The organism is Pseudonocardia phyllosphaerae (genome assembly GCF_046546475.1).
In the GTDB taxonomy this organism is placed as follows: Bacteria; Actinomycetota; Actinomycetes; order Mycobacteriales; family Pseudonocardiaceae; genus Pseudonocardia; species Pseudonocardia phyllosphaerae.
This window is the reverse complement of the sequence record NZ_JBKGXS010000001.1, coordinates 762,354-777,440: the sequence shown is the minus strand read 5'-3', so window position 1 is coordinate 777,440 and position 15,087 is coordinate 762,354. Positions and strand designations below refer to the sequence as shown.

At 74.3% G+C, this 15,087-nt stretch carries 10 protein-coding genes and 1 pseudogene; 6 read left to right on the top strand and 5 right to left on the bottom strand.

The annotated features are described in order from the left end of the window. The gene (gene sucC, locus ACLE50_RS03730; RefSeq protein WP_410941909.1) at window positions 1–1,191 is read right to left on the bottom strand and encodes an ADP-forming succinate--CoA ligase subunit beta; all 1,191 of its coding nucleotides are present in this window, start codon (window positions 1,189–1,191) and stop codon (window positions 1–3) included. 279 nt (window positions 1,192–1,470) lie between these two features. Between sucC and ACLE50_RS03725 the strand changes: the two genes are divergently transcribed. Together ACLE50_RS03725 and ACLE50_RS03720 are read left to right on the top strand one after the other, a co-directional pair. After that, window positions 1,471–2,439, top strand: a complete 969-nt coding sequence (locus ACLE50_RS03725; protein WP_410941908.1) for an esterase/lipase family protein — start codon at window positions 1,471–1,473, stop codon at window positions 2,437–2,439. Window positions 2,440–2,715: 276 nt separating this feature from the next. Continuing rightward, a complete protein-coding gene (locus ACLE50_RS03720; protein ID WP_410941907.1) occupies window positions 2,716–3,648 on the top strand; it encodes a M23 family metallopeptidase in 933 nt (310 codons plus the stop codon). Window positions 3,649–3,720: 72 nt separating this feature from the next. On the opposite strand, the gene ACLE50_RS03715 is transcribed toward ACLE50_RS03720, so the two are convergent. Next, entirely contained in the window at window positions 3,721–6,282 is a 2,562-nt protein-coding gene (locus tag ACLE50_RS03715; protein WP_410941906.1) for a UvrD-helicase domain-containing protein, read from the bottom strand. Between the two features lie 249 nt (window positions 6,283–6,531). Between ACLE50_RS03715 and ACLE50_RS03710 the strand changes: the two are divergent. Together ACLE50_RS03710 and ACLE50_RS03705 are read left to right on the top strand one after the other, a co-directional pair. Then, window positions 6,532–6,828, top strand: a pseudogene (locus ACLE50_RS03710) (chorismate mutase); the annotation flags it as partial. A gap of 311 nt (window positions 6,829–7,139) precedes the next feature. Then, window positions 7,140–9,260: a hypothetical protein gene (locus ACLE50_RS03705; protein WP_410941905.1), complete on the top strand. Its 2,121-nt coding sequence runs from the start codon at window positions 7,140–7,142 to the stop codon at window positions 9,258–9,260. 227 nt (window positions 9,261–9,487) lie between these two features. Here the strand turns inward: ACLE50_RS03705 and ACLE50_RS03700 are convergent, their stop codons facing one another. Together ACLE50_RS03700 and ACLE50_RS03695 are read right to left on the bottom strand one after the other, a co-directional pair. Continuing rightward, the gene (locus ACLE50_RS03700; protein WP_410941904.1) at window positions 9,488–10,186 is read right to left on the bottom strand and encodes a response regulator; all 699 of its coding nucleotides are present in this window, start codon (window positions 10,184–10,186) and stop codon (window positions 9,488–9,490) included. Then, window positions 10,183–11,742, bottom strand: a complete 1,560-nt coding sequence (locus ACLE50_RS03695) for an ATP-binding protein (RefSeq protein ID WP_410941903.1) — start codon at window positions 11,740–11,742, stop codon at window positions 10,183–10,185. Before ACLE50_RS03695 ends, ACLE50_RS03700 begins: the two co-directional genes overlap by 4 nt. A gap of 142 nt (window positions 11,743–11,884) precedes the next feature. On the opposite strand from ACLE50_RS03695, the gene ACLE50_RS03690 reads away from it, so the two are divergent. Both ACLE50_RS03690 and ACLE50_RS03685 read left to right on the top strand, forming a co-directional pair. Next, entirely contained in the window at window positions 11,885–13,141 is a 1,257-nt protein-coding gene (locus ACLE50_RS03690; protein ID WP_410941902.1) for a PspC domain-containing protein, read from the top strand. Next, window positions 13,134–13,343, top strand: a complete 210-nt coding sequence (locus ACLE50_RS03685) for a hypothetical protein (RefSeq protein ID WP_410941901.1) — start codon at window positions 13,134–13,136, stop codon at window positions 13,341–13,343. Before ACLE50_RS03690 ends, ACLE50_RS03685 begins: the two co-directional genes overlap by 8 nt. 156 nt (window positions 13,344–13,499) lie before the next feature. Here ACLE50_RS03685 and guaA read toward each other — a convergent pair whose 3' ends face one another. Then, the gene (guaA, locus tag ACLE50_RS03680) at window positions 13,500–15,050 is read right to left on the bottom strand and encodes a glutamine-hydrolyzing GMP synthase (protein WP_410941900.1); all 1,551 of its coding nucleotides are present in this window, start codon (window positions 15,048–15,050) and stop codon (window positions 13,500–13,502) included. Between the last annotated feature and the right edge of the window lie 37 nt (window positions 15,051–15,087).

Sequence of the window (15,087 nt, the reverse complement as noted above, 5' to 3'; positions counted from 1 at the left end):
TCAGGCTCCAGCGTTCGCGAGCTCGGCGGCCTTGGCGGCCGCGTCGTCCATGGTGCCCACCACGGTGACGAGCGGGTGGTTGGCGTCGGCGAGGATCTTGCGGCCCTCCTCGACGTTGTTGCCGTCCAGGCGGACGACGAGCGGCTTGGTCGCGTCGTCGCCGAGGATCTTCAGCGCCTCGACGATGCCGTTCGCGACGGCGTCGCAGGCGGTGATGCCGCCGAAGACGTTGACGAAGACGCTCTTGACCTCGTCGTCGCCGAGGATGACGTCCAGCCCGTCCGCCATGACCTGTGCCGACGCGCCGCCACCGATGTCGAGGAAGTTGGCCGGCTTGACGCCGCCCTGGGCCTCACCGGCGTAGGCGACGACGTCGAGGGTGCTCATGACCAGGCCCGCGCCGTTGCCGATGATGCCGACCTGGCCGCCGTCGAGCTTGACGTAGTTGAGGCCCTTGGCCTTGGCCTTCGCCTCGAGCGGGTTCTCGGTCCGCTCGTCGACGAGCTGCTCGTGCTCGGGGTGGCGGAAGTCGGCGTTGCCGTCGAGGGTGACCTTGCCGTCGAGGGCGATCACCTTGTCCTGCGGGTCGCGGACCAGCGGGTTCACCTCGACCAGCGTGGCGTCCTCGCCGACGAAGGTGTCCCACAGCTTCACGATGACGTTCGCGGCCTCGTCGGCGACGGCGGCCGGGATCCTGCCCGCGGCCACGATCTCGTCGGCCTTGGCCTTGTCGACACCGGCGATCGGGTCGATCGGGATGCGGGCCAGCGCCTCCGGGCGCTCGACGGCCAGCTCCTCGATCTCCATGCCGCCCTCGGCCGAGCACATGGCCAGGAAGGTGCGGTTCGACCGGTCCAGCAGGAACGAGAAGTAGTACTCCTCGGAGATGTCGCTGGCCTCGGTCACCAGCACCTGGTGGACGATGTGGCCCTTGATGTCGAGGCCGAGGATGGCCTCGGCCTTCTCCTTGGCCTCGTCGGCGTTCTCGGCCAGCTTGACGCCACCGGCCTTGCCGCGGCCGCCGGTTTTGACCTGGGCCTTCACGACGACCGCGGTGCCCAGCTCGGAGGCTGCGGCACCGGCGTCGGCGGCGTCGTCCACGGTCTTGCCCGGCAGCACCGGGACTCCGTGCGCGGCGAAGAGGTCTTTCGCCTGGTACTCGTACAGGTCCACTCGGCTCTCCCGCTCCACTTCGCTCTCGCCGCGACCACACCTCGGGGCGAGGCCCCGGGGCGCGCTCCGCACAGGGGAGGCGGCAGCGGTCGCGGACGTCGGTCGTGCTGCGACGGCGAGCCTAGCCACGCTCGGTGCACCGGTCCTGACCTGGGGTTGGTGACAGCAGTCACCTGATCGGCCCTGCGACACGATTCAGACGACCGGGCACGTGATCGTCGCCACCGATCGGGCCATCGGCAACGGCGAATCCGCAGGAGGACGCATGTTTCTGTGATGTGAATTACCCTCCAGGACATGGCGACGTCGCTACCGGGGTGGGGTCGCCTGCGCGCGATCGCCTCGGGGGCGGTGTCCCTGGCCGGTGATCTCGGGCAGGCGGCGGACTACGCGCTGCGCACCTACACCTCACCCGCGGGACTCAAGGGCCTCGCCGTCGAGTGGGCGTGGCTGACCGCGCACGTGGCGCTCTACCCAGTGGGACTGCTGGAGGAGACGATCCGGCCGCGCGGGCACTACCGGACCGACAGCCTGCCGCCCGCACAACGGAGCCTGGTCGTCGCCGACCCGGCCGCCGCGGGGACGCCGATCCTGCTGGTGCACGGGATCCTGGACAACCGGTCGGTGTTCACGGTGTTCGCGCACGCCCTGCGCCGCCGCGGGTTCGGCGTCGTGCACGCCATCAACTACAGCCTGCTGACCGCGGACGTCCGCACCGCCGCACACGAGCTCGCCGGGCACGTCGAGCGGCTGCGCGAGGCCACCGGCTCGGACACCGTGCACGTCGTCGGGCACTCGCTGGGCGGGGTCATCGCCCGCTACTACGTGCAGCGGATGGGGGGCGACGCCTGCGTCGACACCCTGGTCACGCTCGGCTCGCCGCACGGGGGCAGCACCCTGGCCCACCTCATGCCGACGCCGCTGGTCCGCCAGCTGCGCCCCGGCTCGCCGTTGCTGGCCGAGCTCGGCGAGCCCGCACCCGGCTGCCGCACCCGGTTCCTGGCGGTGTGGTCCCGGATGGACGAGGTGATCGTCCCGCAGCGCAACTCCCGGCTGCGCCACCCCGACCTCGACGTCGAGGAGCTGGCCCTCGACGACGTCGGGCACCTCTCGCTGCCGATCGACCCGCGCGCCGTGCACTGGGTCGCGAGCACTCTCGCCCGCGGCGAGCGGGGCCGGGTGCGGGAGCTGCGGCCCCACCCCGAACCCCGCCCCGAGCAGCCGGTGACCCGAGCCGCCGGTGCCCGGGCCCCGCGCCTGGCCTGAGCCGGCCGGGTCACCCGTACCTCCGCCGCACCGCCGTTCGGGAAGATCACGCACGGCGCTGTCACCCGACCGGTCGTCGCGGGCGGACGACCGCCTGCACCCGAACGGCGGGGTGCCGTTGATGCGTTGCGACGGTCGGGTTACGGTCCTGCCGACCACGTCACGGACCGATCACGGTGCCGGACACCGGCCCCGAACCGGCGTCCTCCCCCCGCGGAGCCCCCACTCCGACCGCCACCGCCCGGTCCGGGCGACCTGTACACAGAAGGGCAGGTCTTGGCGCAGCACCGCTCCCCCAGCGGCGCCGTACGACCGGAGCTCCGGCCCGGCACGCCCCCCGGCGTCGCCGCCTCCGCGAGCCGTGACGGCCTCCCGGCGCTTCCGCAGCCGACCGCCCGGCACCGCGTCACCGTGGTGGCCGCCGCGGGCGGCGCACTCGTCGCCGCCGGTCAGACCGTCGCCGGCCTGCTCGGCGTCCCCGGACTCTCCGGGGAGAAGACCGTCGAGGACCCCGCCTACTCCCGGCTCGCCGCGTCGTCGATGCTGCCGGTGAACGACGTCCGCGCCGCCGGTCCCGGTGACGCCGCCTCCCGCGCAGCGTCGAGCGCCATCGGCGGGGAGCAGCTGTCCCACACCCCCGCGTCGTCGGTGCCCGACCTGGAGAAGACCTCGAAGGTCGACGTCGCCAGCCTCACCAAGGCCACGAAGATGAGCAGCCGGGCCGCCGTGGCGGAGAAGGCCGTCAGCTCGGCGACCGCGCAGGGCGCCCCGAAGGCCGTGCAGTTCAAGGGCGAGACCCTGGTCATGCCCACCGCCGGCCGGTTCACCTCCGGCTTCGGCTCCCGCTGGGGCGTGCAGCACAAGGGGATCGACCTCGCCGCCCCGATCGGTACGCCGATCTTCGCCCTCACCGACGGCGTCGTCGAGAAGTCCGGGCCGGCCAGCGGCTTCGGCATGTGGGTGGTCCTCGAACACCCCGACGGCACCCACACGGTCTACGGCCACATCAACAGGTCGCTGGTCGAGGCCGGCCAGAAGGTGAAGGCCGGGCAGCAGATCGCCGAGGTCGGCAACCGCGGCCAGTCCACCGGCCCGCACCTGCACCTCGAGGTGTGGGAGCCGGACGGCACGAAGATCGACCCGCTGCCGTGGCTGAGCACGCGCGGGCTCGACGTCACGCACCTGACCGGCGGCGGCTCGGCGCTGTAGCCCCGGGCCCGGGGCGCCCGCGCTCGTGGTCCTCGTGCGCCGGCGGGGCCCGGCGGAGCCGGGCCGACGGGGTCAGAGCTTCTGCATCGGCACGCCGCCGATGAGCATCAGCCGCACCGTGCCGCCGGAGCCGAAGTCGATCGTCACCGTCGCCCGCGGGCCGGTGCCGTCGGCGCTGATCACCGTGCCCAGGCCGTACTTGTCGTGCTGCACCCGGTCGCCGACGTCGAGCTGCAGGGACTGGTTGTTCAGCGTCCGCTCGGGGACCTTCCAGTCCCCGCGGTCGGACGCCTGGGGGCGCCGCCCGCCGAACCCGAAACGCCCCACCGGCGCCGACGGCCGCGACGCCGCCAGCTGCTCCTCGGTGCGCCGCCACTCGACGAGCTCGTCGGGCACCTCGTCGAGGAACCGCGACGCCGGGTTGGTGCTCGGCTGCCCGAACGCGGACCGGACGATCGCCCGGGACAGGTAGAGCCGCTGCTCCGCGCGGGTGATGCCGACGTAGGCCAGCCGGCGCTCCTCCGCGAGCTCCTTCGGGTCGCCGAGGGCGCGCAGGTGCGGGAAGACGCCGTCCTCCCAGCCGGTCAGGAACACCACCGGGAACTCGAGGCCCTTCGCGGTGTGCAGGGTCATCAGGGTGACCAGGCCCGACTCGTCGCCGGGGATGGAGTCGGCGTCGGCGACCAGCGCGACCCGTTCCAGGAACGCGGCCAGCGAGCCCGGCTCGGGCTCCCCGGCGGCGTCCTCGCTCGCGTAGTCCGGTGCCTCCGGACCGGCTTGCCCGGCGCCGGTCCCCTCGGAGCCGGGTCCGGCAGGGTCGCTCCCGTCGGAGCCGGGCCCGCCGGAGGCGGGGGCCTCGCCGGAGCCGATCGCGCCGCCGCCGTCGCCCTCGGCGAGGTCGGCGACCGCGGCGTCGCCGGCGAACTCCCGGGCCACGGTGACCAGCTCGGCCAGGTTGTCCATCCGGGTGCCGTCCTGCGGGTCGTCGGAGGCCTGCAGCTCCTCCAGGTACCCGGTGCGGGCGTAGATCGCCTCGAGGATCTCGGCGGTGTCGTCGCCGCGGTCGACGAGCTCGCGCAGCTCGTCGAGCATCCGGACGAACCCGGCGATGTTGCGCTGCGAGCGCGTCGCCAGCGCCGGGAGCCGCCCCGGGTCCTCGGCCGCGGTGCGCAGCGCCTGGGCGAACGAGGTCCGCTCGCGCTCGGCGTGCTCGGCGACGACCGCCTCCGCCCGGTCCCCGATGCCCCGCTTGGGCACGTTGAGGACGCGGCGCAGGCTGACCGTGTCCTCGGGGTTGGACAGCACCCGCAGGTAGGCCAGCGCGTCGCGGATCTCGCGGCGCTCGTAGAACCGGACCCCGCCGACGACGCGGTAGGGCAGCCCGACCCGCAGGAACACGTCCTCGAAGACCCGGGACTGGTTGTTGGTCCGGTAGAACACGGCGATGTCGGAGTTGCGGTACTCCCCGGAGTCGACGAGCCGGTCGATCTCCTTCGCCACGAACGACGCCTCGTCGTGCTCGTTGTCCGCGACGTAGCCGACGAGCTTCTCGCCGTCGCCCGCGTCGCTCCAGAGCCGCTTGTCCCGCCGTTCGGGGTTACGGGCGATGACCCGGTTGGCCGCGGTCAGGATCGTCTGGCTGGAGCGGTAGTTCTGCTCCAGCAGGATCGTGCGCGAGTCCGGGAAGTCCTGCTCGAACTCGATGATGTTGCGGATGTTCGCGCCACGGAAAGCGTAGATCGACTGGTCGGAGTCGCCGACCACGCACAGCTCGGCGGGTTGTGTCGATGCGGACTCCCGCTGCGCTCCGTCCTGTGCCGATGCGGACTCCCGCTGCGCTCCGTCCTGGGCGTCCGTCGCAGGCGCCACCAGCTGGCGGACCAGCTCGTACTGCGCATGGTTGGTGTCCTGGTACTCGTCGACGAGCACGTGCCGGAACCGCCGCCGGTAGTACTCGGCGACGGCGGGCAGCCGGTCCAGCAGCGACACCGTCTCCATGATCAGGTCGTCGAAGTCGAACGCGTTCGCCTGGCGCAGCCGGGCCTGGTAAACGCCGTAGACCTCGGCGATCCGCCGCTCGTGGTCGGTGCCGGCCTGCTCGGCAGCCTCCTCCGGGGAGACCAGCTCGTTCTTCAGGTTCGAGATCTGCGCGGCCAGGGCACGCGGGGCGAACTTCTTCGCGTCCAGCTCCAGGTCGCGCCCGACGATGCCGACCAGGCGGCGGGTGTCGTCGGCGTCGTAGACGGAGAAGGCGCTGCGCACACCCAGGTGCTTGGCCTCGCGGCGCAGGATGCGCACGCACATGGAGTGGAACGTCGACACCCACATCGGGCCGGACCGGCGCCCGACCAGGCCGTCGACGCGCTCCTTCATCTCGGCCGCGGCCTTGTTCGTGAAGGTGATCGACATGATCTCGCCCGGGTGCACGCCGCGCTCGGCGAGCAGCCAGCCGATCCGGTGGGTGAGCACGCGGGTCTTGCCCGACCCCGCACCCGCCACGATCAGCAGCGGCGACCCGGCGTGGGTCACCGCCTCACGCTGACGGTCGTTGAGCCCCTCCAGCAGCGCGCGGCCGCGGGAGGTCGAGGGCTCGGGGATCGAGCTCGTGCCGGGGAGTTCGAACAGCGCACTCATCGTGAGGGAACACGGTACGCCGGGGGTCCGACACTCTCGGCCCGGCGTGCGTCCTGTGGCAGACTGCCGGTGTGCTCGACGCCAGGCGATTTCGCTACGGGTCCCGGATGCCGGTGCCCGCTGCGACCGTCGGCTGAGCCACGACGGCACTGCACGCCCCGGAGTCCGGAGGACCCGGGGCGTTCGTCTGTCCTCGGCCCTCCGGCGCCGCACACCCCGTCGAGCGGTGCGCCGCCCGACCGAGACGAGGAGACGACCGTGACCGAGCCCGCCGAGACCCCCGCGCCCGTCTTCGGCACCGACGCCGAGATCGACGAGCTCCGCAAGGAGATCGACCGGCTGGACAAGGAGATCCTGGACGCGATCCTGCGCCGCACCGAGGTGTCGCGGCGGATCGCCGCGGCACGCAAGGCCACCGGCGGCCCGCGGATCGTCTACAGCCGCGAGATGGCCGTCCTGGACCGGTTCGCCGCGCTCGGCCCCGAGGGCCGGGAGCTGGCGATGATGCTGCTCCGTCTGGGACGCGGTCGCCTCGGAGTGGGCTGACGCCCCGCCCCTCGCCGTCGCGGACCGTGACCGCGGTTCCGGCACGCCCGGACGGCCTACCGTTCGGCGATCGACGACGACAGGCCGCATGGATGGACCCGGTGGTAAGCGACCTGGGATTTCACCACCGTCAGACCGGCGACGGGGTTGCCCGTGACGCCACCAGGCAGGACGAACGGTCGAATGCGGCCGACGAACGGGATACACCCGTTCGGTGGAGCTGCGACGAGCGGACGGTGACCGCTTGGTGATCCGTCTGGGTTCGGGTAGATCTACTCACGTCGATACGACCCGAAGGAGGACGTGCGGCTGTGACCGACACCCCCACCGGTTCCCCGCTCCCCGGCACCCCGGGAACCGGACGTCGTGAGGCGGACGCCATGAGCGTCGCCGAGCTGCGGGCACGCCACGAGAAGCACCGGACGAGCGCGACCGGCCCTGCCGTCGCCGCCACCGGTGCCGCCGTCCTGTCCGTCGGCGACCTGCTGCGCCGTGAGGGCCGTGGCGCCGGTGCGCCCGGCGACGTCCCTCCGGGTGGTGCGCCCGGCGGCTGGCCCGACATCGAGCTCCCGCCGCAGCACTCCACCGCCGAGAGCGCCGGTACCTGGCCCGCACACCCGAAGCTCGGCAGGCGCCGTGCGAGCGTCGCCGCGGGCGTGCTCGTCGCCGCCGGGTCGGTGCTCGGTGCCGCGCTCTACAACGCGGCGACCTCGCACGACTCCGACACCCAGGCCACCGCCGACGGGCTCGTGCCCGGCGTCCCCGGCTTCTCCGGGGCCGCCCCGCAGGGCACCCCGGTCGCGGCCGGTCCCTCGGTGCTCCCCGACGTCTACCGGTCCACCAACGTCGCGTTGACCTCGCCGCTCGCGAAGCCGGCCACCCCGGCAGCGGCCCCGGCTCCCGCGACCGCCCCCGGTGCGAGCGGCTGGATGGCCGTCGCGTTCGGGCCGTCCGCCCCGGCGAACGGTGGTGCCGCGACCGCGCTGCGCACCGTGGCCGCGTCGGGCGGTGCGGCCGGTGCGGCCGCCGCCCCCGCACAGCAGGTCACCTCGGCCGCGCAGGCCGCGCAGGCCGCGGCGCAGCCCCCGGCGCGTCCCGCCGTGGGCACCGCTCCGGCACGCCCCGCCGTGGGCACCGCTCCGGCCCGTCCCGCCACGGGCCCTGTTCCGGCACGCCCCGCGCCGGTTCTCCCGGTGGCCGCTCCGGAGCTGCCCGCACCGCTGAAGCCGCTGAACCCGGTGCTGGCCGCACCGTCGAAGCCGCTGGCACCGGTGCTGGCCGCGCCGTCGCACATCGCCGGCGGCGGTGCCGGCTCCGCGCTCGCTCCGGTGGTCTCCGGGCTGAACGGCGGCCCGGACCGCACGCCGTCGAAGAACCTGTTCGAGCCGGTCACCGGGCCGGCGCCGTCGTCGACCCCGCCGTCGGGCGGGTCCACGTCGCCCAAGGCGAAGAGCACCGGGCCGCTGCAGGACACCACCGAGACGCTGCGCCCGGCCGGGGACACCGTCGGGCACGCCGCCGAGCCGGTCGCGCACGCCGCGGCCCCGGTCGGCGAGACCGCGGGCGGCGTCCTGAAGCCGGTCACGCACACGGCCGAGCCGCTGACGAAGCCGCTGAAGCCCGTCACCAAGGGCCTGTCGGACACCGTCGAGCCGGTGACGACGCCGGTGCTCGGCGCAGTCAGCCCGGTCACCGAGCCCGTGCTGAAGGGCACCGAGCCGCTGACCGGCCCGGTGCTCGACGCCGCGAAGCCGGTCACCTCGCTGCTCGACACCAGTGCTGCCGACCCGTCGGACTCCGAGGACGGTGAGCAGCAGAGCACCCCGGCCGTGCGCAAGGGCAAGCACCGCAAGACCGACGACGACGCCGTCTCCTCGCTGGTCTCCACCGGCAGTGGTGCGGTGCAGGGCGTCACCGGCACCGTCGGCGGCCTCACCACGTCGCTCACCGGCGGCTCGGGGGCTTCGGGCACGGCGGACTCCGCGGAGAAGGACACCCCGGAGAAGCAGGCCTCGTCGTCGGAGAAGTCCTCGGAGAAGTCCGTGGCGAAGACCGTCGGGAAGACCGTCGAGAAGACGACGGACACGGTCTCCGGGAAGTCGGACGACGAGAAGTCCGGCACCTCGGCGAAGCGGTCCCCGCTGCAGGGCGTCACCGACACCGTCGACGGCGTCACGAGCCCGCTCACCGGGTCCTCCAAGACGGGGTCGTCCGAGACCGGGTCCTCCGAGACCGGGGCTTCCGAGACCGGGTCCGAGGAGCCGCAGGCGGAGTCGTCGGAGAAGTCCTCCGACAGCGCCCCGGCGACGTCCTCGGACGACTCGTCGGAGAAGCCGGAGAAGCAGGGCCTGGAGAAGACCGTCGGTGACACCACCGCGCCGGTCACCGGGCTCACCGGCGGTCTGCTGGGTTCGTCCTCCGACGAGAGCTGAGGCTCGCTCCGGTCGCCGTCCGGCTCGCTCCGGTCGCTGCGCGACCTGCACGAGCCTCCTGGCTGCGCCGACGCTCCTTCCGGCTCGCACCGGTCGCCAGCGCGACCTGCACGAGCCTCCTGGCTGCGCCGATGCTCCTTCCGGCTCGCTCCGGTCGCTGCGCGACCTACACGAGCCTCCTGGTTGTGTCGATGCTCCTTCCGGCTCGCTCCGGTCGCTAGCGCGACCTACACGAGCCTTCTGTCGGAAGCCCAGCGGGACAGCTCGTAGCGGTTCGACGTCTGCGTCTTGCGCAGCACGCTCGACACATGCGTCTCGACGGTCTTCACCGAGATGAACAGCTCCCCGGCGATCTCCTTGTAGGCGTAGCCGCGGGCGAGCAGCCGCAGCACGTCCCGCTCGCGGCGGGTCAGCTGGTCGACCTCCGGGTCCACCGGCGCCGCCGCGCCCGGGCGGTCGGAGAACGCGTCGAGCACGAACCCGGCCAGCCGCGGCGAGAACACCGCGTCCCCGGCGCGGACCCGGCGCACGGCGTCGGCCAGCTCCCGCGGGGAGATCGTCTTCGTGACGTAGCCGCGCGCCCCGGAACGGATCACCGAGATGACGTCCTCGGCGGCGTCGGACACCGACAGCGCCAGGAACACCGCCTCGGTACCCGCCTCTCGTGCCCGGCGCAGGACCTCCGCACCGCCGCCACCGGGCATGTGCACGTCGAGCAGGACGACGTCCGGCGCCAGGTGCGCCACCCCGGCCACGGCCTCGTCCACCGACCCGGCCTCCCCCACGACCTCGACGGCGGGCTCCCGCCCGTCGCCGCGGTCCAGCTCGGCCCGCACCCCGGACCGGAACAACGCGTGGTCGTCGACCAGGTAGACGCGCACCGGCCCGTCGGGTGCCGTGCTGCCGGCCTCGGAGCTCTCGGTCATGGCTTCGTCCCCTCGTCCCCGGTGGTCACGTGCTCGGGCTGTTCCCCGGACCCCGGCTGTACGTCTGGTTGTCGTGGCCCGGGCTCGGGCGGCGCGGGCCGGCCGGCGACCGGCATCGTCAGCCGGACCTCGGTGCCGGTGCCCGCGCCCGTCCGCAGCCGGACGGTACCGCCGTGCCGCTCCATCCTGGCGTGAATCGAGTCGGCGAGGCCGTGCCGGTCGCCGTCGACGGCGTCCGGGTCGAAACCGCGGCCGCGGTCCCGGACGAACACCTCCGCGGTACCCGGGCCGTCGTCGTCGCCGGGTTCGACCTCGGCGTAGACGTCGACCTCGTCGACGCCGGCGTGCTTGGCCGCGTTCACCATCGCCTCGCGGGCGGCGAGGACGAGCGCGCGCAGGTCGGCGTCGAGCACGGCGTCGCCGACCAGCACCGGCCCGACGGCGACGGCGTAGGTGTCCTCCACCTCCGCCGCGGCCCGGGTGATCGCCGCGGACAGCGTCGTCTCGGCGGCCGGGTCGGTGCCGTCACCGCCGCGGGCCCGCCCGCCCGGCCCGTAGAGCCAGGCCCGCAGCTCACGTTCCTGGCCGCGGGCCAGGCGCAGCACCTCACGCTGGTCGCCGGCCTGGCGCTGGATCAGCGCGAGAGTCTGCAGCACCGAGTCGTGCAGGTGTGCCGCGACCTCGGTCCGTTCCGCCTCGACCGCGCGGGCCTGCCGCTCCTCGCCGAGCTCGCGGACCAGCCGTACCCACCACGGCACGGTCAGCACCGCGACGCCGAGCAGCGTCGCCAGCGCCGCGAGCAGCCCGAACCGCAGCTGGCCGAGATCCAGGTTCCCCAGCAGGAACACCGTGCCGCCGACGGCGACCAGGCCGACACCGAGCACCGTGCGGGCCACCGCCGCCCGTCCCCCGACGACGCGGCTGCGCGCGTCCCGCGCCCACCGGCGCCGCTGCGACTCGTCGGCCTCCCGCCAGACGACGGCAGCACCGATCGTCGCCAGCCCCAGCGGACCGGCGATCCAGCCGAGCAGCGAGGAGTCGACGGTCGTCGCGAGCACCGACAGTCCGATGCCGACGGTCAGCAGGCCGATCGCCTGCAGTCGCTCCGAGCGGCTCAGCGCCCGCTCGACCCCGGTCGTCTCCTGCCGGACGAACACCCACAACAGGGCGTACGCCAGCACCCCGGCCCAGCCGACGAACGCCAGCGCGACGAACGCGACCCGCACCCAGCGGACGTCGGTCCCGAGGTGGTCGGCGACACCGCCGGCGACCCCGCCGAGCATCCGCCCGCTACGGCGGCGGGTCAGCCGCCGTGTCCGCGGCACGGCCAGGGTGGGCGCCTCCGCCGGGGGCGGCGGGGACACGACGGGACCGGTGACCGGGTCGACGGTGTCGGTACGGGTATCCCGGGCGACGACGTCGGTCCCTACCTCGGCGGAGCCGGTGTCGTCGCCGGCTCCGGGCCCGGCGACACCGGGCACGGGGCCGGTCGGCCGCGCCCACCAGGGCGCGGCCCCGGGCCGGGGCGGCGGGGTCGGCGTGCTCACGTGCTCCATCGTCACACGGCACGCCCCCGCGGCCCTCCGGATCCGTTCCGGGGTCGTCTCGGGGTCGTCCCTGAGCCCGCGGGGCCCGGGGCCCGGCAGGGTTCGGTGTCATGAGGCCCACCGAGGCACCGACCACACGGGGAGCACGGCCATGAACCCGACGACCACCGGCCCGGCCCGGTCCCCCGCACGGGACACCGTGCGCGACATGTGGGACTCCCGGCCGGTCCGCCCGCGCGACGACCGCAAGCTGGCCGGGGTCGCGTCCGCGATCGCCCGCCGCTACGAGCTGGACCCGACGCTGGTGCGGATCGGCTTCGTCGTCGCCGCGCTGGTCGGGCCGGGCCTCGGCCTCTACGTGGCCGGCTGCGCGGTGCTGCCCGACGCGGGGCCGCCCGGAGCCCCGCCGCGCCGATCCGGGCCGGCCTCGGCACTGTCGGTGCTGCTGCTGATCCTCGCCGGGCTGCTGCTGGTCGCCTCGCTGTGGAGCTCGTACGGCGTCATCGCGCTGCTGGTCACCGTCGGGCTGCTCGCCGCACTGCACCTGACCCGCGGGAACCGGCCGGGCGGACGCGCCGCGGCCCGGTCGGCGACGCCGCTGCCGCCGTGGCAGACCGGACCGGCCCCGACCCCGGCGCCGTACGTGTCGTCGGCGGGACTGCCCGGGCGGCAGCAGCCGCCGGCCTGGGACCCGCTGGGCGCCGCACCGTTCGCCTGGGACCTGCCCGAGCCCGGACCGGAGCCCGGCGCCGTGCCCGCCGGGCGGCGCCGTACCTCGAAGCTGACGCCGGTGACGCTGGCCGTCGCGCTGATCGTCGCCGGGATGACCGGGGTGGTCCTGCTGGCCGCGCCGGGGGCGCTGCCCGCGTCCGCGGTGCCGGGCGCCGCACTCGTCGTCGTCGGGGCCGGGCTGGTGATCGGTGCGTTCCGCCGGGCCGGGCGCTGGCTGATCCCGTTCGCGGTGCTGCTCGCGCTGGTCACCGCGGTGACCGGGGCCGCGGAGGGCGCCGTCGGGCCCGACGGCTGGGCGACCCGCGACGGCGTCGGTTCGGTCACCGAGGCGCCGGCGTCGGTCGCGGCGCTGCGCCCCGAGTACCGGGTCGGCACCGGCACGGTCGACCTCGACCTGTCCGGCCTCGACCTCACCGCCGCGCCCGGCGCGGACGGCCCGGTCCGGACGGCGGCCACGGCCGGCGTCGGCGGGGTGTCGGTGACCGTCCCGGAGGACGCCGACGTCGTCGTGCACGGCTCGACGGGCATGGGCGACGTGAGCGTCGACGGCCGGTCCGAGTCCGGCCGGGACGCGCGCCTCGACGTCACCGACCCCGGTCCGGACGGGCCCGGTGGACGCGTCCTCGAGTTGAACCTGCGGTCGGAGACCGGCTACGTGGAGGTGCACCGTGACTGAGCGGCGACTGCGCAACACCGACCCGGTGGCGCTCGTAGCCGGGTTGTTCGCCCTGGTCGGCGGGGGTTTCGGCGTCGCGGGGACGTCCCCGGCTGAGCTGCTGGACCTGCGCTGGGTGCTCGCGGCGGCGGCCGTCCTGGCGGGACTGGCGATTCTGGTGGCCGGTCTGCGTAACTCCCGGGCCACTTCCGACGACGTATAAGCCGCAGGCCATCCGGCGGGCTGGGGAGCGTCGCCGGAGGCCTGCACGGTCACCGCGAGGGCGCGGTCCCGACGGGGGTCGGGCCGCAGGTACCCCGGTGACAACAGGGGCGGGGCCGCGCACTGCGGCCCCGCCCCTTTCACGTGCGTCCGTGGGTCACTCCCACTCGATGGTGCCCGGCGGCTTGCTCGTCACGTCGAGCACGACCCGGTTGACCTCGGACACCTCGTTGGTGATCCGGGTGGAGATCCGCTCCAGCACCTCGTAGGGCAGGCGGGTCCAGTCCGCGGTCATCGCGTCCTCGCTGGAAACCGGGCGCAGGACGATCGGGTGGCCGTAGGTGCGGCCGTCGCCCTGGACCCCGACCGAGCGGACGTCGGCGAGCAGCACGACCGGGCACTGCCAGATCTCGCCGTCGAGACCGGCCGCGGACAGCTCCTCGCGGGCGATCGCGTCCGCGGCGCGCAGCGTCTCCAGCCGGTCGCGGGTGACCTCGCCGATGATCCGGATGCCCAGGCCGGGGCCGGGGAACGGCTGCCGGCCGACGATCACCTCAGGCAGCCCGAGCTCGGCACCGACCGTGCGGACCTCGTCCTTGAACAGCGCGCGCAGCGGCTCGACCAGGGCGAACTCGATGTCGTCGGGCAGGCCGCCGACGTTGTGGTGGCTCTTGATCGTGGCGGTGCCGTCGCCGCCGCCGGACTCGACGACGTCCGGGTAGAGGGTGCCCTGGACGAGGAACCCGACGTGCTCGGACTCCGCGACCTCGGCCGTGGCGGCCTCGAAGACCCGGATGAACTCCCGGCCGATGATCTTGCGCTTCTCCTCGGGGTCGGTGACCCCGGCGAGGGCGTCGAGGAAGCGGTCGGCGACGTCGACGGTGTGCAGCTTCGCGCCGGTCGCGGCCACGAAGTCCTTCTCGACCTGCTCGCGCTCCCCGGCCCGCAGCAGCCCGTGGTCGACGAACACGCAGGTCAGCCGATCCCCGATCGCCCGCTGGACGATTGCCGCGGCCACCGCGGAGTCGACGCCGCCGGACAGCGCGCAGATCGCGCGGCCGTCGCCGATCTGGGCGCGGACGGCGTCGACGGTCTCGTCGATGATCGACGCGGTGGTCCAGGACGGGGTGATGCCCGCGACGTCGTGCAGGAAGCGGCGCAGCACCTCCTGGCCGTGCGGGGAGTGCCCGACCTCCGGGTGGTACTGGACACCGGCCAGGCGCCGGTCGGTGTTCTCGAACGCCGCGACCGCGACCCGGTCCGACGACGCGGTGACCGTGAAGCCCTCCGGCGCGGCCGTCACCGAGTCGCCGTGGCTCATCCAGACCGGGTGCGTCGCGGGCAGGCCGTCGTGCAGCGCCCCGGGGGTGGCGGACAGCGCGACCTCGGTGCGGCCGTACTCGCGGGTGCCGTCGTGGGCGACCTCGCCGCCGAGCGCGCGGGCCATCGCCTGGAAGCCGTAGCACATGCCGAAGACCGGGATCCCGGCCTCGAACAGCGCCGGGTCGACGGCCGGGGCGCCGTCGGCGTAGACGCTCGCCGGGCCGCCGGACAGGATCACCGCCGCGGGCTCCCGGGCGACGATCTCCGACACCGGCGTGGACGCGGGGACGATCTCGGAGTAGACGTCCGCCTCGCGCACGCGACGGGCGATGAGCTGCGCGTACTGGGCGCCGTAGTCCACGACGAGGACGGTCGGGGTCTGCACGGGACCAGCGTAACGACGCGACCTGGCTCACCCCTCC

Excerpts from the sequence above, each read along its gene's own strand:
- ACLE50_RS03725 (WP_410941908.1), top strand. The coding sequence starts at position 1,471 with ATGGCGACGTCGCTACCGGGGTGGGGTCGCCTGCGCGCGATCGCCTCG.
- ACLE50_RS03715 (WP_410941906.1), bottom strand. The coding sequence starts at position 6,282 with ATGAGTGCGCTGTTCGAACTCCCCGGCACGAGCTCGATCCCCGAGCCC.
- ACLE50_RS03700 (WP_410941904.1), bottom strand. The coding sequence starts at position 10,186 with ATGACCGAGAGCTCCGAGGCCGGCAGCACGGCACCCGACGGGCCGGTG.
- ACLE50_RS03690 (WP_410941902.1), top strand. The coding sequence starts at position 11,885 with ATGAACCCGACGACCACCGGCCCGGCCCGGTCCCCCGCACGGGACACC.
- ACLE50_RS03695 (WP_410941903.1), bottom strand. The coding sequence starts at position 11,742 with ATGGAGCACGTGAGCACGCCGACCCCGCCGCCCCGGCCCGGGGCCGCG.